A 23,141-nucleotide genomic window follows, 5' to 3' on the forward strand; every position below is an offset into this window, starting at 1 on the left:
CTAAGACGAACTTCGCCATTCTATCAGGTTATAAGTATGAATTACATTACCATAAAGGCAATTACAACGGCGAAAATAGGAATCGCCTCTACTAACGCTACCCCGATAAACATCGTTGTTTGAAGTGCACCTCTTAATTCTGGCTGACGTGCAATCCCTTCTACTGTACGACTTACGATCATACCGTTACCTAAACCAGCACCAAGTGCCGCTAAACCAATTGCTATTGCAGCTGCTAAAGCTCCCATATTCTATTTCCTCCTTTAAGATATATAACTATTGCTTTATTTTTTGTACTATCAATTATGATGAATGGTAGTTGATAGTAGGAATTATATTAATGATCTGAACTCACTTTGTGAGACATATAGACCATTGTTAACATTGTGAAAATAAATGCTTGGATTGCTCCAATAAATAAACTAAATCCTTGCCAAGCCAACATTGGAATAATAGAGAAGGCAAAGGCAGGAATTGCTATCATTGCCATTTTAGTAATAAGAGATAATAAGATTTCACCAGCGAAAATATTACCGAAAAGACGTAGACCTAATGTAAGAGTATTAGTGAACTCTTCAATGATTTTAAATGGTAATAAAAAAGGTACTGGTCTGACATAATCTTTTGTATACTCTTTGAAACCTTTTACCTTTATCCCGTAATAGTGTGTTAACAAAATAACCATTGTTGATAAGGATAGGGTTAAGGTTGCATCTGAGGTTGGTGACTTCCACCATAATGTGTGTCCAAATGTTACCATGGTGATAACACCTAAAATATTACTTATAAAAAGAAAAACAATTAATGTTAATCCTAGTGGTAAAAATACCTTTCCTGTTTTCCAATCCATGGTATCCCCGATAATGCCTTTAACAAAATCGATAATCCATTCCATAAAGTTCTGAAATCCTTTAGGCTTCATTTGCAATCTTCTTGATGCAAAAAAGCAAATAAAGAAAACTATGACACAGGTGATAAATGTCATCAAAACCGTTGCTAGGTTAAAGTCTAACCATGGAATTCCCCATAGATCGTATAACATCGGTGATTCGTGATCCAATTGCTTCACCTCACTTCCTTGTGCTAGTCTTGTTTTCTAAATAGAGCAAAATCTATCATAATAACAACATAGGCTGTTATTAATCCAATAATTACAGATAAAAAATGGAAATGTTCTTCGAATCGCATTGCAATGAGAACTGCTAATGCTGCGGTTGCAAGTCTGGTAAATGTCCCGATTCCATTTACTCTACCGCCATCTGCTGCGGCACGACCGAATCGTTCCACTTTCCTTTGCATCAACCAAAGGTTATAAAAACTCAATGTTGTTCCTAGGAGAAGTCCGAGGAAGATACTAGTATAGGAGGTAAAACCCCAGCCTAGTACGAAAAGTGCAAGAAGGTAGAACATCCATTTACGTTGACGGGTTATCATTTTTTTGTATTGATCCATTATTCTTCGTCTCCCGTTATTTCTCTTACGTAATGAATAGTTCCGTATAAACCGGCTCCTAGACCTAAAAGTAGACCGATGATTAAAAAGAGTGGTTTTGTTGTAAAATACCGATCTAGCCAGCTACCAAGCCACAATCCAATTAATGGACCACCAGCCAATTGTGATAGGATGGCGCTTGTGATCGCTAAGCCTTGTAATGGTCTTTTACTCCCTGGTGATGTCAAACTGCATCACTCCATATTTCACGTATACAAAAATTATGTATAGGGTAAAAAGGTTGACTTCGCGGAAAAATTCCTATATATAGAAAAATTTGTCACAGTTATGCAAACCTTATCATCTACCATCAAATAGCATACAATAGGGCACGATTATTGTCAATCCATTTTCAAGACAAAATCTCAGAATATACGGACAAGATACGAGTATTTTGTCCAAAATCCTCGAATATTCAAATCTGAGCTATTTTTTTATTGTTTTCGAACAATTTGTGACAATTATTTCGCAATTCGAAAGATTAAATGATATACACTCCATCAAGTTGCTTATTCTTGACGGAGTGTATCTTCTATCAGAATTGGTGTTTGGTATTGATATTTTTCTCCATTTGTCGTGATCACCGTGATATTTGCCACATAGCTCCCTTTAGCTGGTATCCTATCTTTCTTTAAGCTACCTTCGACCACTCCTTTTGACTGGTCGTTTAACTGTAAAATGGTTTCTTTAAATGCAAATGTTTTGTCATCATATAAATCAACCGTCACACTTTCTGCATCCTCTACCATGTACAACTGATAGTGATACTGACCATCAAATGGTTCTAAGTAGAATTCAAGTCCCATTGCCATCGGAACATCAGCTGCTTCGGTCACATACAAGTAAGGTATCGGATGATCATTGAGATAAAGATAACCTTGCAGGAAAGGTTCTGCCTGCTGCTTTGCTTGAAGTATTGCTTCTATTTCGATCTCTTTCTTTTCCCCTGGCTGTAATGTAAAGGAGCTAGGCAAATGAAAACGCAAATCCTGTGATAGCTTTGGCTGTTGAAAGCTATAGCTGATAGGCTGATCTCCTATATTCTCCACTATCATGGAATGGCTGCTTCGTTCAAGGATAGCACCACTTTTCCCAAGCTGGACAAAGGAGTGATATAGTAATGTATCTGTATTAATTGCTTCACCTATATCAACCTTTCCCGCTCCTTGCTCTGTTGGAAGAAAGCTTTCTAGTGGATCAGCTGTGGTTAATAAGGCTGCTTTCAACTGTTGAGGTGTCCAATCTGGATGTGCTTCTTTTAACAATGCTAATATTCCTGCTACATGAGGGGCGGCCATACTTGTCCCATTAAGACTTTGATAGCCATTTGGTACAGTACTCATGATGCTTGCACCAGGTGCCACTACCTCTGGCTTTATTGCCCAATTGACTGTCACGGGTCCTCTTGAACTAAAATCTGTTACGGTATCTTGAATTTTTTCATGCTTGATTTCCAAATAAGAGCCATGGGCATTCTTCAACCATTCACCTGTTTCCTTGGAAATACCAGCAACCGGAATACTTATCTCTGCTTCGATCGCTCCTTGAAAGCTTTCTTCCTCATTATTAGCAATTAATAATGCTTTTGCTCCCCTTTTTTCAGCTTCTATGGCTAGTTTTGTGAAAGGTTGTTTTCCACGGTCGACGATTAAAATGCTATCCATCGGTAATTTGTCTTTTGCTCTATCCTCGTGAGCTATACGTAGATCTCGCTCCAATGCCCAAGGAGGCGCACCTTGCATTGGCCAAAGCTCTATTTTTTTTTCTAAAAAACGATCGTATAAGTAGGGATGCTCGATTTGTGGTGTAGAGGCACCAACGGCAATGACACTATCGGCTGTTGCAGGCGATCCAACTGTCCATGGGTCTGGCCCTGTGTTACCATTGGCAATTACAACGGTAACACCTTGTTCCGTGGCACGGTTAACCGCTATCGATGTTGGCCAATCAGGTCCATTAATGGTGTTACCTAAAGATAGGTTAATGATGTCCATCTTATCTTCTACTGCTTGCTCAATTGCTGCCATTACTTGTACGGAGGTCCCAGTTCCACCTGGGCCTAATGCACGATATCCATATAGTTCAGCTTCTGGCGCAACTCCTTTCATTTCTCCATTTGCTGCAATAATTCCGGCTACATGGGTTCCGTGCAAGGTAGGTATGCCCTGTTCTTCTGTTGTTTCCATCGGATCTTGATCGAAATCAACGAGATCATAGCCACCCTTATAGCTTTTTCGGAGATCGGGATGGGTGTAGTCAATGCCTGTGTCAATCACCCCGACTTTTACACCATCACCTGTATATGGTAGGTTTTCTGGTAGAAGAAAAGGGACACTTTGATTAATCGTTTCCTTTGTTTCCAGCGCTTGATATTTTTGAACTGGATAGCTTTGTTTAAATAGCCCTCTGTTTTTCAGTTTTTTTAACGTACGATTATCTGCCTTAATCGCAATACCATTAAAAATCGTGTCATAAATATGTAGTATCTCTACTCGTGGGTAATAGGTTTCCATTTCCTCAGCAATCTCATGTGGATTATCCTCTACTTCGATGATAAATGATTGCTCTTGTTGCTCAGGTTGTACTATCAATGTCATTAATAACCACCAAATCATGTCACGCCAACTCCTTATGTACCACTAGTGTGTACATAAATAACAATTCTATGATGTTTTTTTCCATTAGAAAAAGCCCCGAAAAAATCGGGACTTTAGAATGGTTTTGGCTTTTCTGTTGTTTGATTGAAAAAGTAGCGGATCGCATCAGCTATTCGCTCAGATGCTTTTCCGTCTCCATATGGATTAGAAGCACGTGCCATTTTGCGGTGGGCCTCTTCGTCTGATAGGAGCTCATGTGCAAGGTTAAATATGTTATCCTCTTCTGTTCCGGCAAGTTTTAATGTGCCTGCCTCAATACCCTCTGGGCGTTCTGTTGTATCTCTTAGTACAAGTACTGGCACTCCTAAGGATGGAGCTTCCTCTTGTACCCCGCCTGAATCGGTTAGGATAAGGTGTGCTCTTGAAGCAAAGTTATGGAAATCAACCACACCTAATGGCTCAATTAGCGAAATGCGTGGATCATCGCCTAGAATTTCTTTTGCCGTTTCTTGTACAACAGGGTTTAAGTGAACAGGATAAACAACATGGATATCTTCGTGCTCATCCACTAATCGTTTAATGGCACGGAACATTTGTTGCATATTTTGACCTAAATTCTCACGACGGTGTGCGGTCATGAGAACGAGACGCTTACTTCCCACTTGTTCCAATACAGGATGTGTATAATCCTCGCTTACTGTAGTAGATAATGCATCAATTGCTGTATTACCAGTAATGAAAATAGTATCTTCTTTTTTATTTTCATTTAAGAGGTTTTGCTTTGATTTTGTCGTTGGTGAGAAATGAAGATCTGCCATAACGCCTGTTAGTTGACGGTTCATTTCTTCTGGATATGGGGAGTACTTGTCCCATGTCCTTAAACCTGCCTCCACATGTCCAACTGCAATTTGATTATAGTAGGCAGCCAGTGATGCAGCAAAGGTTGTCGTAGTATCTCCGTGAACAAGCACGATATCAGGCTTCGTTTCTTGCATCACTTGATCTAGCCCTTCTAGTGCTCTTGTCGTAATCTGCGCTAATGTTTGTCTTGCTTTCATAATATTTAAATCATGATCTGGGGTTACTTGAAAAATATCAAGCACTTGGTCCAACATTTCGCGGTGCTGTGCTGTTACCGTTACAATCGACTCAAATTGTTCAGGACGTTTTTGTAATTCTAATACAAGTGGTGCCATCTTGATTGCTTCTGGTCTCGTTCCGAAAATAGACATCACTTTAATTGGCTTTGACATTTTTATGATACTCCTTTTTATATGTTATTTTGTGCCAAAAAGACGATCTCCCGCGTCTCCAAGACCTGGGATAATATAACCTTTTTCGTCTAGTCTTTCGTCAAGTGCCGCTAAATATATATCGACATCTGGATGTTCCTTTTGAATGACTTCTACTCCTTCAGGTGCCGCAATTAGACACATCAGCTTAATATTTGTAGCTCCACGCTTTTTAAGTGAATGAATCGCATCATTTGCTGATCCTCCTGTAGCAAGCATTGGGTCTATCACAATAAAATCACGTTCCTCAATATCTGTCGGGAGCTTCACATAATATTCGACTGGCTGCAATGTTTCTGGATCACGATACAAACCAACATGTCCAACTTTTGCTGCTGGAATAAGACGAAGCATTCCGTCCACCATTCCTAAGCCAGCTCTTAAAATCGGGACAAGGCCAATTTTCTTCCCACTAATCACTTTCGTAACTGCTTCTGTAACAGGGGTTTCTATCGTTTTTTCCTCTAAGGGTAAATCTCTTGTTATTTCAAATGCCATAAGGGCTGAAACTTCATCTACTAATGCACGAAATTCTTTTGTTCCAGTATTTTTATTACGTATGTACGTCAGCTTGTGTTGAATAAGCGGATGATCCAATACAAATACATTGCTCATATACTGATCTCTCCTTTTTTGGTTTGACAACTGTAAACTGTTCATCCTTCAAATTGTACTGAAAAAAGCAGATGCTTTCAAGTAAAACAAGAAATTCTTTGAGGTAGAGAGCGAGCGGGAGATGATTGCATTTGATTTTTGGGTTAAAATCCGCTTTGTAAAGCGATGGATGTACCTCAGATTGGGTGATGGCTTGATTGAAATGCGCTTAATTGGGAGGATAAACCTCAGGTTGACTTGAGGTATCAATTGAAATGCATTTTATAAGGCGGATAAACTTCAGGTTGGCTCGATGCCTCGATTGAAATGCATTTTATAGAGCGGATAAAACTCAGTTGGGCTTGATGCCTCGATTGAGATGCATTTTATATGGCGGATAAAACTCAGTTGGGCTTGATGCCTCGATTGAGATGCATTTTATAAGGCAGATAAACCTCAGGTTGGCTTGATGCCTCAATTGAAATGCATTTTATATGGCGGATAAAACTCAGTTGGGGCTTAATAACCTTGATTGAAATACGCTTTATATTCCTTTTCATTTATAATAAGCCCATTGCTTGTCACTTTCTTTATGGAAATTTTTACCTAGAATTCTCTGGATTCTTTGCTTTGATATAATGAGATCACACCACTCTTGGATCATCGTGGTTCTAACTTGCTCTTTTGGAAAAAGTAGCTTGAATTCTTTTACATTCCGCATAACTGCCTTTTCAATGGATTCCTTTGTTCCACAATTTTTGCAAATACAGTGATGACCTATTACAGAAAGGGAAAAAGCATGACAGTTGATGCAAGGTATACCTTTATGGAACTGATCGAATGTATAGGGAGGAATATTAGTTATTGGTGGTTTCTCAATATGCATAGTTTTTAAAAATTGTGCGACGTTATCTGATTGTCTCTTTAAAGGGGATGTCATTTTGTTTAGTTGCCGGATAAACTGATTGATCTGAGTTGGCAGGATGATGGGTTTATTTAAAGGCGCTTGATATAGGGTAAATTCCGGATGAACAAAAACAACAAAGCCTTGGATGCGAATATTATAGTGATGGGATTGGAGGAGTTGTCGGAGTAATGACTCACTTTTCTGGAGCTGCAGTAGGGGATCACTTACTTCTATTTGTTTTTTCATCTGCAGCTTTTCAGAATCATAGTAAAATTCTCCTTCAAAGTTTTTTATTTCGAATAAATAAATTTCATTTGCTAGTAGCAGGATCGCATCGATTTGAAAAAAATGGTTATGATGTTTGAAGCGTAAGTCGTTTAAGAGATAGTGAGGACAGGTGAGCTGTTTCATGAGGGAGTCAAAATGCTTTTCTCCAGTATAGCCTTTTTGCATGCTTTTAAAATATTTCTTTTCTTTTTCTGATAAGCTTCGACGTCGATGGAGAGAGGAAAATATTCGCAGCTCATCAGGTTCTTCTCTTTCTTTAATAATCATTTTCCACAACCTTTCTATTATTATTTACATGGAGTTTAAACGAAGCATAGCCCGAAAGTCAAGCAAAGGCATATAAAAACCCCTGCCATCATGACAAGGGTCTTATTCATTATCTTTGATAAAGAGGGAATTTTGCGGTTAATGCTTGCACTCTTTCTCTTGCTTCTTCTTGGACTTTTTCATCTTTTGTATTTTTTAAAGTAAGTGCGATGATTTTAGCTACCTCTTCCATCTCCGCCTCACGGAAACCGCGGCTTGTAACTGCAGCAGTACCAACACGTACACCACTTGTGACAAATGGGCTCTCTGGATCGAATGGTATGGTGTTTTTGTTCGTTGTAATGCCTACATCGTCTAATGCTTTTTCTGCATCCTTACCAGTTAGATCAAGACCACGAACATCTAATAGTAATAAATGGTTGTCCGTTCCATCTGAAACCGTGCGAATTCCTTCTGAACGTAATACTTCACCGAATCGTTTCGCATTTTTGATAATATTTTCACCATATTCTTTAAAAGAAGGTTGTAATGCTTCCTTCAATGCAACAGCTTTAGCTGCAATCACGTGCATTAAAGGGCCGCCTTGCATACCAGGAAAAACGGTTTTATCAATTTGCTTGGCGAATTCTTCTTTACATAAAATCATTCCACCACGAGGGCCGCGTAACGTCTTATGTGTGGTAGTTGTCACAAAATGGGCATGAGGAACTGGGTCTGGATGCAATCCACCTGCCACTAAACCTGCAATGTGCGCCATGTCTACCATAAGATAGGCATCGACTGCATCGGCAATTTCACGGAATTTTTGAAAATCAATTTGTCGTGGATAGGCACTAGCACCTGCTACGATCAATTTCGGATTGACTTCTTTTGCTTTAGCCAAAACTTCCTCATAATCAATTTGCTCTGACTCCTTATCCACACCATATTCCTCAAAGTTAAACAGCTTTCCACTGAAATTTACAGGACTTCCGTGTGTAAGGTGTCCACCATGACTTAAATTCATTCCAAGTACTGTATCTCCTGGCTCTAGGATGGTAAAATAGACAGCCATATTCGCCTGTGCACCTGAATGTGGCTGAACATTAACATGCTCTGCACCAAATAATTCTTTGGCACGATTACGCGCAAGATCCTCTGCTACATCCACATGCTCACAGCCACCGTAGTAACGTTTACCAGGATATCCTTCGGCATATTTATTCGTTAGTACAGAACCTTGCGCCTCCATTACTGCTTCAGATACAAAGTTCTCTGATGCGATCAATTCAATTTTGTCATTTTGTCGCTTTCTTTCATCTTCCATCGATTGGAAAAGTTCTGGATCAAAGTTTTTAAGATGCTCCATCGTTTGCTCCCCCTAAATCCGTTTTGGTTATCAGATGATTCTTAACGAAGATATCTCGCAGAAACATTCGTTTTTACCTAAATCTATTTCTAAAATAACATTATTTGTGAATTATTTCTAGTCCTTTTACGAATAAATTGAACAAAACACGCACCTTTATTCGTGATTTACTTTAAAGGCGCATGTTTTTAAAATATTTCATTCGTATTTTGCTCTTGGGCCTCCGATTAACTTCGGCCTTGTCATTGCTTGATTTACCCTTGCACGTCCTATATATCGCTGTTTAAATCTGAGTGGTACCGCTACATGCTTTAAATGCATGCCAATCATCGTCTCACCAATATCCATACCCGCATCTGCTTGAATATGCTCCACCACTACAGCATCAGGAAGATGCTTATACGCATATGCTGCCATAGACCCTCCAGCGGTCCTCACTGGCACGACGGAGACCTGACCTAAATTATGTTTCTGCATCACTTCTTTTTCGATAACGATGGCACGATTTAAATGCTCACAGCATTGAAAAGCTAAGTGAATACCAGTTTGTTCCTTGAAAAATTGTAATTCCCGAAAAATCATTTCCGCTATTTCTTCACTGCCTGAAGTTCCAATCCGTTCTCCCGCCACTTCACTTGTGGAACAACCAACCAGAAAAACATCTCCTGGCTGTAAGATCTTAGACTCTCTCCACTCTGCCAGGATTTCACGTATATCTTGAGCCCATTGATCAAGCTGCATGCTGTGCTTCACTTCCTATACGCTTTATTGATTTTCGTACTCTGTGACTTTGCCAATTCGATTCGCATGGCGACCACCTTGGAAATCTGTTCCGATCCATGTTTTAACAATTTCACGAGCAAGTCCTGGACCGATCACGCGCTCTCCCATCGTAATCATATTGGAATCATTATGCTCTCGAGTTGCCTTTGCACTAAAAACATCATGCACTAATGCCGCACGAACACCTTTTACCTTATTCGCAGCAATCGACATGCCAATTCCTGTTCCACAAATAAGAATACCACGATCAAATTCTCCGCTTGCTACTCGTTCTGCTGCTGGAATTCCATAATCAGGGTAATCAACAGAATCGGCACAGTTGCATCCAATATCTTCATATTCAATATTCAATTCTTCCAATAATGAAGCGATTTCCTTTGATAAATGGATTCCACCATGGTCTGATGCTAAAATGACCTTCATGCGATACCAAACTCCCTCTTGTAAAAAAAAGTATTGTTTAGCTTAGCTTAAATTGCCCGATCTGATTTTTCAAGTTTTGTGCTTGTTTTTCTAAATTTATCGCTAAGCTCTCAAGATTTTCAGCAAAATCAGCTTGCTCCTCTATCGTTGCTCTCATTTCCTCTGATCCTGCCGAGGTTTCCTCTGCAATTGCTGCTACATTTTGCGATTTTGCCTGCGTAGATTCCATTTCCTTCAATTGATCATCCACTAGAGTAGAAATTTCCTTTATAGATTCAGCAACATTAAGAACAGAACCAGACATCTCATCGATTACAGCCGTTGTTTGCTCCCCTTTTGTCATTTCGTTTCTTGTTTCTTCCACTTGTTTTTGCATGGCATTCACGACACCTTTTACATCACTTTGCATATCCTTGATCAAATCAGAAATGCTCTGTACGGCCTGTGAGCTTTGATCTGCCAATTTTCGCACTTCCTCGGCAACTACCGCAAAGCCTTTGCCTTCTTCCCCAGCACGTGATGCCTCAATCGATGCATTTAAAGCCAATAAATTGGTCTGTTCACTAATGTCGCCAACGAGAGAAATAACATTCTCTACTTCTTTTGCTTTCTGTTGTAAGCGATGAACGTCCTGTAAAGCAATTTCTTGATTTTCGGCTATTTGAAGAATGCCTGTGATTAGACCATTGATAATTTGATTCGATTCTTGAAGCTGTTGAACCATTGCGTTCGATTTCTGCTGAGAGTCTCCTGCCTTTTCATCCACTTGACTAGCTAGCCTTGTGGAATGATCTACAGATTGCGCCGTTTCTTGAATAGCTTCAGAGGTTTCCTCAGCACCTGAGGATATTTGACTAATCGTTTGTTCCAAAGCTTCAGAGTGTAGCTTCGAACGTGAAGCTGCCTTTTTCATGTTTTGGACAGAATCAATCGTTTCTGTTGCATGCTCATCAATATCTGTCAAAACAGACTTTAACTGAGTGACCATTTTTTGAAAAGCGATTGTCAATGCACCGATTTCGTCATCCTTTGCATCTGTTGTGTCCATTTCATGCTGCAAGTCTCCTTCTGCTACTTTAGTCGCAGCATTTTTCAATGTGACTAATGGTCGTGTAATAAAACCACCTGCTGCGAATGCTAAGATACCTGACCAAATAATACCTAATAGTAATATTCCTAACACGTACCATGATTCTGGTATCTCCACAAATTCGTTGATGAATCCTTGCAAAAAGTAGATGAATAAAGCACTTGTTGAATAAGTAATAATTGCTAATAGAGTAGTAAATATCACTAATTTAAAACGTAGACTTTTCCCGCCTTTTTTCCCCATACTGCCACACCCCTATTTATGACTATTTAACTACTACTATTTTGCAACTTTTTTACTAATTTTGCAAGATAAATTGCTAGTTCATCATAAGTTTTTTTATAGGTTGTGACATTTGAACCAAAAGGATCTGAAATATCGAGATCCTGCATCTTCTTTTCCCAGCTATTTATTTCGTCGATTAGTTCCTTTTGTTTCGCTGTATCCTTTTGGCATTTGGCCTCTTCTAAGGAGGCATATGCCTTCGTAAGCTTTTTCCAAGCTACTTCTATTTCAGGATCCACATATTCCTTTAATGTAAAAATAGAGGGAGCATGCTCCGGAAACTGTTGCTTCAAGCTATCACGATGAACGACTGTCATGGTTAATACAAGATCTGCCCAATCAAGCAATTCCGATGTTATTTGAGATGACTGGTGTTGATGCTTAATCCCTTTTTCATTTAATACTTGGATCGTTTCTGGTGATGCTGGATATCCATCTATTGCCATTAGCCCGGCAGACTTCACTTCATAATCGGAAATATCCTTAAGAATGGCTTCTGCCATCGGACTTCTACATGTATTCCCTGTACAAACAAATAATATTTTCATGTTTTACTTGATCCTCCATTGCTACAATGTCCAATCAGTTTCACTATATCATATTTTTGGAAAAGATGAGAAGTTGTTAAAATAATATGTGTAAGCCGAAACCAAACAGAATACTTCCCCCTAGGATTTCACTATATGTTCCTAATAAGTGATGGGTTCTACGACCAATTAATAAAGCAGTCCATGTTAATACTGTACTAAAAATACCGAACAAAGTAATCGCTAGGGCTGTAGCTAGTCCAGATAAACCTAAGGACAATCCGACAGAAAAACTATCCAGACTAACGGTAAATGCAAATACGAATAGCCCCAATCCACTTGGTGCGAGAATATTACTTTCCCTTTTTTGAAAGGTTTGTAAAACCATTTGAAACCCTATACCACATAATAAAAGCCCTGCCGCTAATATCGCAATCCCTTCAATTTGTGTGGAGATCATCGTACCGAGTAATAACCCGATAAATGGCATGACAATGTGAAATATGCCAACCGTTAAACCGATCGTAAAAATTCTTTTCAAACGAATTTCTTGCATACCAATTGCTAACCCTACTGAAAAGGCATCCATTCCGAGCGCAAATGCCATGAAAATAATCGATAAAACTTCTCCTACTGGTAGTATCGTCACAATTAATGTGCCCCCTTCTTCGGACATGCTTCTTTCACCTATGCATATGCGGAAAAGGGGGCGGTTATGATCGTTATTTTGTTTGGTAAAGATGGTCAGATGCTGCCTTTGACAGCCGATTCATAATAGCTTGGCCCACCCCATCTGTGGAAAAGGCCTCTGCTAAAATTAGATCAACATTCGTATGATTAAAATATCGTAGTCCATCATACAGCTTAGCGGCTATTTCTTTGTCGTTTTCCCCACAAGGAAATAGTTGATCTGCGTCTAGTTCATCCATTAATGAATCACTTGCTAAAACACCAACCTTATAATGTTTTTTTCGATAAAGATCGATCTGCTTCTGAAAAAAATCACTATCTCCATGTACGACATATAGTGGGGCATCAGGTTCATAATGATTATATTTCATCCCAGGTGATTTAGGCTGATTGTCTTGTTTTTGTATCGCATTGGTCATCCTTGCACTTGGCACGATTTTTTTAATATCCTCGAGTGTTACATTGCCTGGTCTAAGAATAATAGGAATCTCTCCAGTAGCATCGACAACGGTTGATTCTAAACCAACTCCTGTTGCACCACCTTCAATTACTCCACTAATCTTCCCTTTTAAGTCCTCCAATACATGATTGGCTTTTGTTGGACTCGGTTTTCCTGAGAGATTAGCACTTGGTGCTGCTATCGGTTTACCTGTTGCTTGAATGAACGCTCTTGCAATCGGATGGTTCGGTATACGGATCCCAACCGAATCTAATCCAGCAGTAACAAGTGGTGTAATCTCTTTGTTATTTTTTAAAATAATGGTAAAAGGACCTGGCATAAAATGATCGATGAGTTTTTGTGCAGCCTCTGGAATCTCCTGCACATATCGGCCAATTTGACTGGGTGCGTCTACATGAACAATTAGTGGATTATCAGCTGGTCTTCCTTTTGCTTGAAAGATTTTTGCTATAGCATGCTCATTCGTAGCATCTGCTCCTAAGCCATACACCGTCTCGGTCGGAAATGCTACTACTTCACCATTTAATATCGATTGAGCTGCTTCCTTTATTGATTGTTCATCTGTTTTCCACATTTTTGTTTCCATTTACTATCCCTCGATTTTCGTATGTCTAGCATTATTATGGAGGGATTTCTTAAAATGTGCAAGCCGATGGAGTTATCAACAGATTTACCCACAGAAAGGAAGGAGTTCTGTGGGTAAATCTTGTTTTATCCACAAAAATGATATTTAACATGAATATTTATCCACAATTCTTGTGAATGTTATGCACATTCAGTTCACATTTTGTGTATAACCATCCACTTTGTCCACATTTAGATGATCATTCATCCACCATTGTCCTTGTTTTTCAGTGGATGGACCTTGTGGAATTTGTTGATAACTCAATTGCATTAACAATTGATCCACAGTTTCTGATCTGCTTTGCACATATAATTTTTCCGCACCATAGTTATAGGTTAAATTTTCGGCTGATTGAATAATGGTTAATGGTAAGGAAAAGGGTGCACCCTTTTTCATAATAAATGCACGTAACCAATAGCTAGATTTATCCACAGGATATAGACAGAAGAAAGCAATAGGCTTTTCGTCTTGCTCCACAAAATAGCCATATTGCTTCATTCTATCATCCGTTATCCATGACATCTTATTTTCAAAAAATTGAGCAAATTCCTGATCTGTTACTGTATTAGTTGCTTGTAATTTCACTATTCTCCACCTCTATCATTTATTTACTATAATCTATGAAACAAATGATAGATTTATTCATTAGAATAGGAACTTTTTCCACTAAAAATCAAACCATTCGAGAAAGAAAAAGGTATACTTTACTTCCTCTTCATCTTCCTCTTTTTCTTCTTTTTTATCTTGCTCTTCCTTTTTCTTTTCTTCCTCATTTTCTTCCTTTTCTTCTGCTTGAACAGTAGTACCAAATGAAAAATCTAGAAAGCATAATGGCGGAAATACAACACACCACCAATTGGCACCATCACCTTCTCCAAGAGTAATAAGAATAGCTTCATACTCTCCTTCAGGGTATAAATAATCTCCATATAATTTTGTGGGAAATTTCACTTTATCACTATATTGAACCTTATAGGATTGATCAGAGCCTTTCTCCTTCAATACCTTTTCAACAATCGCTTCAAGCTCTGTAGTATTGTTAGATATAAGCTTTCTCGCTTCCTCGATATCATCCATTTTTTCTACCCATTTTGTCACTTCTGCGTTCACAGCATCGCGCACAGCATGCTTCAGTGCTTGATCCTTTTCCTTATCACTATTTGCTAAAATTCTTAGACGGATCGCTTCGTCAGGAATCACCTGATAGGCTGAGGTTTCCGTGCTCGTTGTTTTTTGTGGAAAAAATCCAATAATCATAAATATAAGGACTGCAATGAATAAAAGCTTTCGCATTTTTCTTCCCCCTGTAATGATGTCTTGTTCATTAGTCACAGTGTGGGCAAATACAAAAGCTTTTAAACAATCAATCTATTAATTTTTTACTTATCCTATTAATTCTGCCATAACCATTCGATCTTTTCCGTTTATATCTTGCAATACGTTCACTTTAGCATGTTGGAACTTCGTTTTTATGATGTCAGAGACGGCCATTCCTTGTTGGTAGCCAATCTCAAAGGCTAGGATCGCATCTTTATTCAGAACGAATTTCGCCTGTTGAATAATTGCTTCATATGCTGCTAAGCCATGATTAGGTGCAAATAGTGCTAAATCTGGATCAAAATTTTTCACCGTATCAGACATTAATTTTTTCTCAGTCGGATCAATATATGGTGGATTAGAAACGAGTAGATCAATTTTTTCCCCTTTCTCCATTAAGGGGGATAAAAAATCTCCTTGGTAAAATTCAATCTTTGCCTGATGATTTCTTCCATTTTGTTTGGCCACAATTAATGCTTCTGGTGATAGATCTGTAGCCAAAATTCTCGGTTTCCACTCTGCTAGCTCATGCGCTAAGGTTATCGCAATAATTCCACTTCCTGTCCCGACATCACAGATGGTTAAATCAGTTCTATTTTTCCTCCTCACTGTCTCACAAATAGCCACAATTAACTCCTCTGTTTCCGGACGAGGAATTAATACGTGTTCATTCACCGTAAAATCACGGCCATAAAACTGCTCGACACCTGTTAAATGCTGGACTGGAATCCCTGTTGTAGCATGCTGTTTAATTTTATCCATATAGGCACTAAACGCTTCTTGTGTCATGCTATCACGTAAGCTACTAATAAGGCTAGCTTTTGTCAGTCCAAGCTCATGCAGCAGTAGGATCTCGGCAACCTTAGGTTCACGGGACGCATTTTCTAAAAAAGAAGAAGCCCGACGGAGGGCTTCGTATATCGTGATGGTTGGCATATTATTCACCTATTTGCTCCATTTTCTTTGCTTGCTCTTCAATAATAAGGGCATCAATCACTTCTTCTAGCTTCCCTTCAAGAATCTGGTCAAGCTTCTGAATCGTTAGTCCGATACGGTGATCCGTCACACGATTTTGTGGGAAGTTATAGGTTCTAATACGTTCCGAGCGATCTCCTGACCCCACAGCAGACTTTCTCGTTTGATCATATTCTGCTTGTGCTTCCTGTTGGTATTTATCATAAATACGTGCACGTAATACTTTCATTGCTTTTTCTTTGTTCTTGATCTGTGATTTTTCATCCTGAATCGAGACAACGATTCCTGTTGGCATATGGGTTAATCGAACTGCCGACATCGTTGTATTAACACTTTGTCCACCTGGTCCACTAGATGCAAACGTATCTACACGAATATCCTTCTCATGGACATCGACTTCTACTTCTTCTGCTTCTGGCATTACCACAACCGTTGCAGTAGAGGTGTGGATTCTACCACCTGATTCTGTTTCTGGAACACGCTGTACACGATGAGCACCATTTTCAAATTTTAGCTTCGAATAGGCACCCTTTCCATTGATCATAAATACGATTTCTTTAAATCCCCCGACACCTGTTGTGCTTGAATCCATTACATCTATCTTCCAGCCCTCTGACTCCGCATAACGTGAGTACATGCGGTATAAATCGCCCGCAAAAAGTGCCGCTTCATCTCCACCAGCAGCTCCGCGGACCTCCATAATAACGTTCTTATCATCATTTGGATCCTTTGGTAATAGTAACACTTTTAGTTTTTCCTCAAGGTCTTCTTTTTGATCCGATAATTCTGCGATTTCCATTTTTGCCATTTCACGCATCTCATCATCTAAATCCTCTTCTAGCATGGATTTAGCATCTTCTAGCTGAGAGTTTACCTCTTTATACTCCCGATAGGCGACAATGATATCCTGTAAATCTGACTGTTCTTTAGAGTATTCTCTAAGTTTTTGAGAATCATTAATCACTTCTGGGTCACTTAATAATTCATTTAATTTATCATAACGCGCCTCTAACGATTCTAATCGATCTAACACGTCCTTCACCTCTTTCTCACCTAAACAGGTGATGACTTCACTGGTACGTATATTATAGTATAGTTTTATAAAAAGCGTCAAAGCTAGTATGCATTAGAATTTTTTGCGATATTTCGGTTATATGGATGGTTCGGTACTTCGTGATGATGACGACATCGTGGCTCATATGCTTCCTTAGCCCCTACTAAAATAACAGGATCATCAAAGGATGCAGGCTTTCCGTTAATGAGACGTTGTGTTCTACTGGCAGGTGACCCACAAACAGGGCATATCGCCTGAAGCTTTGTAACAAATTCACTAATGGCTAAAAGATCCGGCATCGGCCCAAACGGCTCACCTCGAAAGTCCGTGTCTAGTCCAGCCATAATTACTCGTTGGCCATTATTAGCTAATTGACTAACTACTTCCACAATTTCTTTGTCAAAAAATTGGATTTCATCTATTCCAATGACATCCATATCCTCTGTGACATCTGATAAAATTTCTGCTGCACTCTCTACCGGTTTCGCAATGATCGCTGCACCATTATGAGAGACAATTGATTCCTCGCTATAGCGATTATCTATTTTTGGTTTATATACGGCAATATTGAGATGACCATATGTAGCTCTTCTTACTCTACGGATTAGTTCCTCGGATTTACCAGAGAACATGCTCCCACATATGAGTTCAAGCCAGCCAGTATGTTTCATGATATTCATGGAAATGTGACTCCTTCCGACATTTCACTTTCTCTAGTTTCGTTTAGCATCAGTGGGAGAAGAATTCCCTTCTGATATTAGTTTAATCATTAAGTATATTCCCATACTTTTAAATTCTTGCTTCCATTTAAGCTATATTGCTGAATAGATGACACTCTATGCCAATAAAAAACAGGCAAATCGTATGAGCATTTGCCTGCTTTAATCGGATCAATATCCTGTTAGTATCCGTAGATAAATTTCTGAAAAAATAGCCATTATCCAAGGTTGTATTTTTTCTTGAAACGGTCTACACGGCCACCAACTTTGTCAGCTTTTTGTTTACCAGTGTAAAACGGGTGTGAAGCTGAACTAATTTCTACGCGAATTAATGGATAAGAGTTTCCATCTTCCCATTCGATCGTTTCATCAGAAGTCTTTGTAGATCCGCCTAGAAATTTGTAGTCAGAGCTTGTATCAAGAAATACAACTTTATGGTATTCTGGATGAAGTCCTTCTTTCATGTCTGTCCACTCCTTTTGCCCTGAATCCTTAAGAAACAGAGTTAAATTATGCGATAAGCATTTTCAATCATACAGAAGCATTATAACAGTGTCACCATTCGAATGCAAGTATAATTTTGATTTGCGCCTTACTCTACTTTCTTATTCTTGGCTGTTCCTTTTCGTCTCATTTCTTCCTCAATGGAAGCAAGAAATTCTTCATTATTTTTCGTTGAACGTAATTTACGTAAAAATCGTTCTAGGAAATCTGGTGAATCCTGCATGCTTTTACGTACTGCCCACATCATTTCTAAGTGCTGCTTCGATAATAATAGTTCTTCTTTTCTCGTACTAGAACGTAAAATATCAATGGCAGGGAAGATTCGTCGTTGGGCAAGGTTACGATCTAAATGAAGCTCCATATTACCTGTACCTTTGAATTCTTCATAGATAACATCATCCATCCGTGAGCCTGTTTCTACAAGTGCCGTTGCTAAAATCGTGAAGCTACCGCCATCCTCGATATTACGAGCAGCACCAAAGAAACGCTTAGGACGGTGGAATGCGGCAGGATCAATACCACCAGAAAGAGTTCGTCCACTTGGAGGAATCACCAGATTGTATGCTCTAGCAAGACGTGTAATACTATCCATAAGGACCACGACATCCTTTTTATGCTCCACTAACCGCATGGCACGCTCTAAAACCAATTCAGCTACTTTTATATGGTTTTCAGGAACCTCATCAAATGTCGAGCTTACCACATCAACATTATCCGCAACAGATCGCTCTATATCGGTTACTTCCTCTGGTCGCTCATCAACTAAAAGGATGATCAGCTTAGTATTTGGATGATTAACCGCAATACTATTGGCGATTTGTTTTAATAGCATCGTTTTCCCCGCTTTTGGAGGGGCAACGATTAAACCACGTTGTCCGTAACCAACAGGTGTTAATAAATCCATAATTCGTGTAGAGATTTGCTTTGTTTCTGTTTCTAGATTCATTAATCGATCTGGATATAATGGTGTCAATGCAGGGAAATGGACACGTTCTTTCGCTGCCTCAGGATCTTCCCCGTTTACGGCGTCAACATGAAGTAGGCCATAATAGCGTTCATTCTCCTTTGGCGGTCGAACTTTACCAGAAACCTTGTCACCATTTCTTAGATCAAATCTTCTAATTTGAGAGGCAGAAATATATATATCTTCAGCGCTCGGGGAATAATTAATCGGACGGAGGAAACCAAACCCTTCTGTCGGGATGATTTCTAAAATACCATCCATAAATAAATAGCCACTTTTTTCAGCTTGTGCCTTTAAGATGGCAAATATTAATTCTCTTTTTGTTAATTTTGCATAGTAGGAAACCTTAAATTCCTTTGCCTTTGCATACAATTCCTTTAATGTCATTGATTCCAATTCTGAGATCGTTACTTCACTCACAAAATCACCACACCTATATTTTTTCTAATTTATCGAAACGATTCCATCTCTTTTAGATTCATAAAATAAACACGGAAAAACATATTGAAAATAATTGCTATTATCCATAAATAAATTAGGAAACACTACCAATTGGTCGGTTGCAGTTACTATCGTATTCGTTCATCATGTTATGGAAGCTCAAAAATGGGAGCACCGAGATCATTATAAATCTCAAGAAGAGTGAAAGATGGAAGCTATTATATTTATACTTTTAGAAGGTATTTATGATAGCTTAAAGTAAGAATTTAATTGTAAGAATTTAATTCTGTCTATATAGTACCTTTTTCTTTCGAGATATTCAACTATTTTTTTAAGAAATCGAATTTCCCTCATTTTTTACACATTTAAAAAAAGGAAAAAGAGACAAGTTATTGCCTCTTTCCTTATATCATATATAAATTTAGTAGATGTCTAACTCCGATTAGTCTGCGCTTTTCTTACACATTAGGAATTTTGAAATTGTTTTACTTCTTGTTCTGTCATATTCTCTCGCCAAATATTCGCACCTAATTGTCTAAGCTTATCCGTGATGTTCGCATAACCTCTATCGATATGCTCTACACCTGTAATCTCTGTAACCCCATTTGCCATTAATCCTGCCACAATAAGTGAGGCTCCTGCTCGTAAATCACTTGCTTTGACTTTTGCCCCTTCTAGTTCCACAGATCCTGTTATAATAGCAGAGCTACCCTCGACTTTAATTTGGGCATTCATTCTTCTCAACTCGTCAATATGTTTAAATCGAGCAGAATAAATGGTATCTGTGACAACGCTCGTCCCTTCTGACCTCGTAAGAAGTGCTGTTAATGGCTGCTGTAGGTCTGTCGGAAACCCTGGGTGGACAAGTGTTTTAATATCCACACTATTTAGTTTACTTCCTCTATGGACGAGTAATTGTTCCTCCCCTTCTTCGATTGGAACACCCATTTCTCTCAATTTCGCTAACAGTGGCTCTAAGTGCTGAGGTATCACATTGTCAATTAATACCTCTTCTCCTTGAGCAGCAGCCATGATCGTATAAGTTCCTGCTTCAATTCGATCCGGAATAATCGTATGCATACAGCCTTTTAATGTTTCTACACCTTCAATTCGAATAACGTCTGTTCCCGCACCCTTGATTCTAGCACCCATGCTTGTGAGCAATGTGGCCACATCAATAATTTCTGGTTCTCTTGCTGCATTTTCGATAATCGTTTTGCCTTTCGCTTTTACTGCAGCTAGCATGATATTAATGGTCGCCCCAACACTCACTACATCTAAGTAAATACGTGCTCCTTTAAGCTCGTTTGCACGTAAATAAATTGCACCTTGTTCATTTGTTACCGTTGCGCCTAAAGCCTCAAAGCCTTTTATATGCTGATCTATCGGTCTTGGCCCGAGGTAACAGCCTCCCGGTAAACCGATCACCGCCTCCTTAAAGCGACCGAGCATGGCACCCATGAAGTAATAGGATGCCCTAAGCTTTTTTACACGGCCATTAGGTAAGGGCATTGCCGTCATATTGCTTGGGTCAATATGTAAAGTATGTTCATGCTTTTCCACTGTTCCGCCAATTTCTTCTAATAGGTAGCTTAATGTCTCTACATCAGAAATCTCTGGAAGACCCTCTATTATTACTTTTGAGTCCGCAAGAATAGCTGCTGGCAAGAGTGCCACAGCACTATTTTTTGCGCCACTTATCCGCACTTCTCCATTAAGCAGGTGTCCACCTTCTACTAGTAGTTTCTGCATTCCTATTCCCTCTCTTTCAAGGTAATTACTAGCTATTTATCGCATCACTATTATTTACTATTTTTAGTGTGTTCCTTTTTACCAAATTCATGCAAAATATTGATAGAAAACTCCATGACTGCTATACCTTTAGAAAGTGGTAATTTTACATACGCACTTTCATAAATGATAAAAAACCAATCGACTTCCATTATAACGTAATTTGGATATTTTTACACTAAGCAGGATTATTTTTCTTGTAATTGTTCGAGGATAAAACGATTAGAGGTAGGAGATTACAATAAAAAACTGCCCTTTTCAAAAAAGAGCAGTTAGATCTTATTTATGCTTTATTAGAAGAACCGAATTCGCGCATTTTACCGATTACTGTATCTTTGATTGCATCTCGGCTTGGTCCTAAGTATTTACGAGGGTCAATCATTTCTGGATTAGCCTCTAATACTTCACGAACTACTTTTGTTTGTTGAATTTGGTTTTCTGTATTTACATTAATTTTAGAAGTACCAAATGAAATTGCCTTTTGGATATCTGCAACAGGAATTCCTGTTCCACCATGAAGAACTAGTGGTACACCTGCAACGGTATTAATTTCTTCCATTTCTTTAAAGCCTAAGTTTGGCTCGCCTTGATAAGGACCGTGAACGGAACCTAATGCTGGTGCAAGACAGTCAACACCTGTACGTTCTACAAGCTCTTTACACTCGTTTGTATCTGCGTACATAATTCCACCTTGTACACCATCTTCATTACCACCAACTGTTCCAAGCTCTGCTTCAACAGATACACCATGGAAATGAGCAAGCTCCACTACTTTGGAAGTTACTGCAATGTTCTCTTCGAATGGATCATGAGATGCATCGATCATTACAGAAGTAAAGCCTGCATGGATAGCTTTTGCACATACCTCGAAGCTAGAACCGTGATCTAAATGGATTGCAACAGGAACTGTTGTACCTTGTGCTTCCATTGTTGCTTTCACCATTGCCACAACTACATTGAATCCACCCATATATTTTCCAGCGCCTTCAGATACACCTAAGATCACTGGGGATTTTTCTTCTTCTGCAGCCTGCAAGATAGCTTGTACATACTCTAGGTTGTTAATATTGAACTGACCTACAGCATAGCGTTGTTTGTTAGCAGTTTCTAGCATTTCTTTCATTGAAACTAATGGCATTGTTTTGCTCCTCCTTTAAAATATGTATAGATATAAGCATTGCTTTTACAACCGATCTTGTTACTGATAGATTGTGTCCATTAATAGAATACCAATTCCTTTAAGAAGGTGCAACAACGTAAGCCGTGGAAAACGGTTACTTGATAAAAAAATATCAATTCTACTGCATAATAAGGATTAATTACCAATTATTTCATTAACTAGTATCCGTATATCATTTAATTGAAATGGTTTGCCAATTGTTTTTCTAACAGAGGAATATTTTTTCATTTTACCTTCCGCTCGTTCAGGTAATCCACTCATGACTACAGTCGGAATGGCAAATCCATCCTCCTCTAACAGCTGGACAAGTGCTTCCCCATCAATGATTGGAAGCTTATAATCTAACATAATAAGGTCAGGGCTATCCTGTTTAATTTTATCAAGTGCTTCTTGACCATTCATGGCCTGCTCCACACGATACCCTTCATGAGATATAACCTCTTCTAATAACATTCGTATCCCAATTTGGTCATCTACTACTAAGACTGTTTTTTCCATATCATGCAACTCCTTTTCTCTGCTACCATAG

The 23,141-nt window shown here is 38.9% G+C and carries 25 protein-coding genes; all 25 read right to left on the minus strand.

Going from position 1 to position 23,141, the window contains the following annotated elements; genetic code table 11:
- Window positions 1–41 precede the first annotated feature (41 nt).
- On the minus strand, window positions 42–248 hold the full coding sequence (atpE, locus tag DLJ74_RS17335) for a F0F1 ATP synthase subunit C (protein WP_018930781.1): 207 nt from the start codon (window positions 246–248) through the stop codon (window positions 42–44).
- A gap of 89 nt (window positions 249–337) precedes the next feature.
- The gene (atpB, locus tag DLJ74_RS17340; RefSeq protein ID WP_109985503.1) at window positions 338–1,060 is read right to left on the minus strand and encodes a F0F1 ATP synthase subunit A; all 723 of its coding nucleotides are present in this window, start codon (window positions 1,058–1,060) and stop codon (window positions 338–340) included.
- A gap of 23 nt (window positions 1,061–1,083) precedes the next feature.
- Entirely contained in the window at window positions 1,084–1,452 is a 369-nt protein-coding gene (locus tag DLJ74_RS17345; RefSeq protein ID WP_054861562.1) for an ATP synthase subunit I, read from the minus strand.
- Entirely contained in the window at window positions 1,452–1,679 is a 228-nt protein-coding gene (locus DLJ74_RS17350; RefSeq protein WP_054788814.1) for an AtpZ/AtpI family protein, read from the minus strand. Before DLJ74_RS17350 ends, DLJ74_RS17345 begins: the two co-directional genes overlap by 1 nt.
- Before the next feature lie 321 nt (window positions 1,680–2,000).
- Window positions 2,001–4,106 carry a S8 family serine peptidase gene (locus DLJ74_RS17355; protein WP_109985417.1) on the minus strand — a complete coding sequence of 702 codons (2,106 nt, stop codon included), beginning with the start codon at window positions 4,104–4,106 and terminating at the stop codon, window positions 2,001–2,003.
- A gap of 95 nt (window positions 4,107–4,201) precedes the next feature.
- The gene (wecB, locus tag DLJ74_RS17360; protein ID WP_109985418.1) at window positions 4,202–5,341 is read right to left on the minus strand and encodes a non-hydrolyzing UDP-N-acetylglucosamine 2-epimerase; all 1,140 of its coding nucleotides are present in this window, start codon (window positions 5,339–5,341) and stop codon (window positions 4,202–4,204) included.
- A 24-nt stretch (window positions 5,342–5,365) separates the two neighbouring features.
- Window positions 5,366–5,995 carry a uracil phosphoribosyltransferase gene (upp, locus tag DLJ74_RS17365; protein ID WP_054788810.1) on the minus strand — a complete coding sequence of 210 codons (630 nt, stop codon included), beginning with the start codon at window positions 5,993–5,995 and terminating at the stop codon, window positions 5,366–5,368.
- 535 nt (window positions 5,996–6,530) lie between these two features.
- Window positions 6,531–7,436 carry a nuclease-related domain-containing protein gene (locus DLJ74_RS17370; RefSeq protein WP_109985419.1) on the minus strand — a complete coding sequence of 302 codons (906 nt, stop codon included), beginning with the start codon at window positions 7,434–7,436 and terminating at the stop codon, window positions 6,531–6,533.
- A 109-nt stretch (window positions 7,437–7,545) separates the two neighbouring features.
- Window positions 7,546–8,784, minus strand: coding sequence for a serine hydroxymethyltransferase (locus DLJ74_RS17375; protein ID WP_109985420.1), 1,239 nt, complete (start codon window positions 8,782–8,784; stop codon window positions 7,546–7,548).
- Window positions 8,785–8,982: 198 nt separating this feature from the next.
- The gene (locus DLJ74_RS17380; RefSeq protein ID WP_109985421.1) at window positions 8,983–9,525 is read right to left on the minus strand and encodes a TIGR01440 family protein; all 543 of its coding nucleotides are present in this window, start codon (window positions 9,523–9,525) and stop codon (window positions 8,983–8,985) included.
- 24 nt (window positions 9,526–9,549) lie between these two features.
- Entirely contained in the window at window positions 9,550–9,990 is a 441-nt protein-coding gene (gene rpiB, locus DLJ74_RS17385; RefSeq protein ID WP_054788805.1) for a ribose 5-phosphate isomerase B, read from the minus strand.
- Between the two features lie 37 nt (window positions 9,991–10,027).
- Window positions 10,028–11,323 (minus strand): methyl-accepting chemotaxis protein, encoded by a 1,296-nt coding sequence (locus DLJ74_RS17390; protein ID WP_109985422.1) that lies wholly within the window; start codon window positions 11,321–11,323, stop codon window positions 10,028–10,030.
- A gap of 26 nt (window positions 11,324–11,349) precedes the next feature.
- Window positions 11,350–11,913: a low molecular weight protein arginine phosphatase gene (locus DLJ74_RS17395; protein ID WP_109985423.1), complete on the minus strand. Its 564-nt coding sequence runs from the start codon at window positions 11,911–11,913 to the stop codon at window positions 11,350–11,352.
- A gap of 76 nt (window positions 11,914–11,989) precedes the next feature.
- Window positions 11,990–12,568: a manganese efflux pump MntP gene (locus DLJ74_RS17400; RefSeq protein ID WP_109985424.1), complete on the minus strand. Its 579-nt coding sequence runs from the start codon at window positions 12,566–12,568 to the stop codon at window positions 11,990–11,992.
- A 46-nt stretch (window positions 12,569–12,614) separates the two neighbouring features.
- Window positions 12,615–13,628 carry an L-threonylcarbamoyladenylate synthase gene (locus tag DLJ74_RS17405; protein WP_109985425.1) on the minus strand — a complete coding sequence of 338 codons (1,014 nt, stop codon included), beginning with the start codon at window positions 13,626–13,628 and terminating at the stop codon, window positions 12,615–12,617.
- Window positions 13,629–13,817: 189 nt separating this feature from the next.
- Window positions 13,818–14,252, minus strand: a complete 435-nt coding sequence (locus tag DLJ74_RS17410; RefSeq protein WP_109985426.1) for a hypothetical protein — start codon at window positions 14,250–14,252, stop codon at window positions 13,818–13,820.
- A gap of 81 nt (window positions 14,253–14,333) precedes the next feature.
- A complete protein-coding gene (gene spoIIR, locus DLJ74_RS17415) occupies window positions 14,334–14,960 on the minus strand; it encodes a stage II sporulation protein R (RefSeq protein ID WP_054861225.1) in 627 nt (208 codons plus the stop codon).
- 90 nt (window positions 14,961–15,050) lie between these two features.
- Complete coding sequence (gene prmC, locus DLJ74_RS17420; RefSeq protein ID WP_109985427.1) at window positions 15,051–15,920, minus strand: peptide chain release factor N(5)-glutamine methyltransferase; 870 nt, start codon at window positions 15,918–15,920, stop codon at window positions 15,051–15,053.
- Between the two features lies 1 nt (window position 15,921).
- Window positions 15,922–16,992: a peptide chain release factor 1 gene (gene prfA, locus DLJ74_RS17425; RefSeq protein WP_054788802.1), complete on the minus strand. Its 1,071-nt coding sequence runs from the start codon at window positions 16,990–16,992 to the stop codon at window positions 15,922–15,924.
- Between the two features lie 83 nt (window positions 16,993–17,075).
- Window positions 17,076–17,693: a thymidine kinase gene (locus tag DLJ74_RS17430; protein ID WP_109985428.1), complete on the minus strand. Its 618-nt coding sequence runs from the start codon at window positions 17,691–17,693 to the stop codon at window positions 17,076–17,078.
- A gap of 257 nt (window positions 17,694–17,950) precedes the next feature.
- On the minus strand, window positions 17,951–18,196 hold the full coding sequence (locus tag DLJ74_RS17435) for a type B 50S ribosomal protein L31 (protein ID WP_054861228.1): 246 nt from the start codon (window positions 18,194–18,196) through the stop codon (window positions 17,951–17,953).
- Between the two features lie 128 nt (window positions 18,197–18,324).
- Window positions 18,325–19,620 carry a transcription termination factor Rho gene (gene rho, locus DLJ74_RS17440; protein ID WP_109985429.1) on the minus strand — a complete coding sequence of 432 codons (1,296 nt, stop codon included), beginning with the start codon at window positions 19,618–19,620 and terminating at the stop codon, window positions 18,325–18,327.
- 486 nt (window positions 19,621–20,106) lie between these two features.
- Window positions 20,107–21,393, minus strand: coding sequence for a UDP-N-acetylglucosamine 1-carboxyvinyltransferase (locus tag DLJ74_RS17445; RefSeq protein WP_054788799.1), 1,287 nt, complete (start codon window positions 21,391–21,393; stop codon window positions 20,107–20,109).
- A 322-nt stretch (window positions 21,394–21,715) separates the two neighbouring features.
- Window positions 21,716–22,570, minus strand: coding sequence for a class II fructose-1,6-bisphosphate aldolase (gene fba / locus DLJ74_RS17450; RefSeq protein ID WP_054788798.1), 855 nt, complete (start codon window positions 22,568–22,570; stop codon window positions 21,716–21,718).
- A 177-nt stretch (window positions 22,571–22,747) separates the two neighbouring features.
- Entirely contained in the window at window positions 22,748–23,110 is a 363-nt protein-coding gene (locus DLJ74_RS17455; protein ID WP_109985430.1) for a response regulator, read from the minus strand.
- Between the last annotated feature and the right edge of the window lie 31 nt (window positions 23,111–23,141).

It is taken from the genome of Gracilibacillus dipsosauri (assembly GCF_003176895.1).
GTDB classification, from domain to species: Bacteria; Bacillota; Bacilli; order Bacillales; family Amphibacillaceae; genus Gracilibacillus; species Gracilibacillus dipsosauri.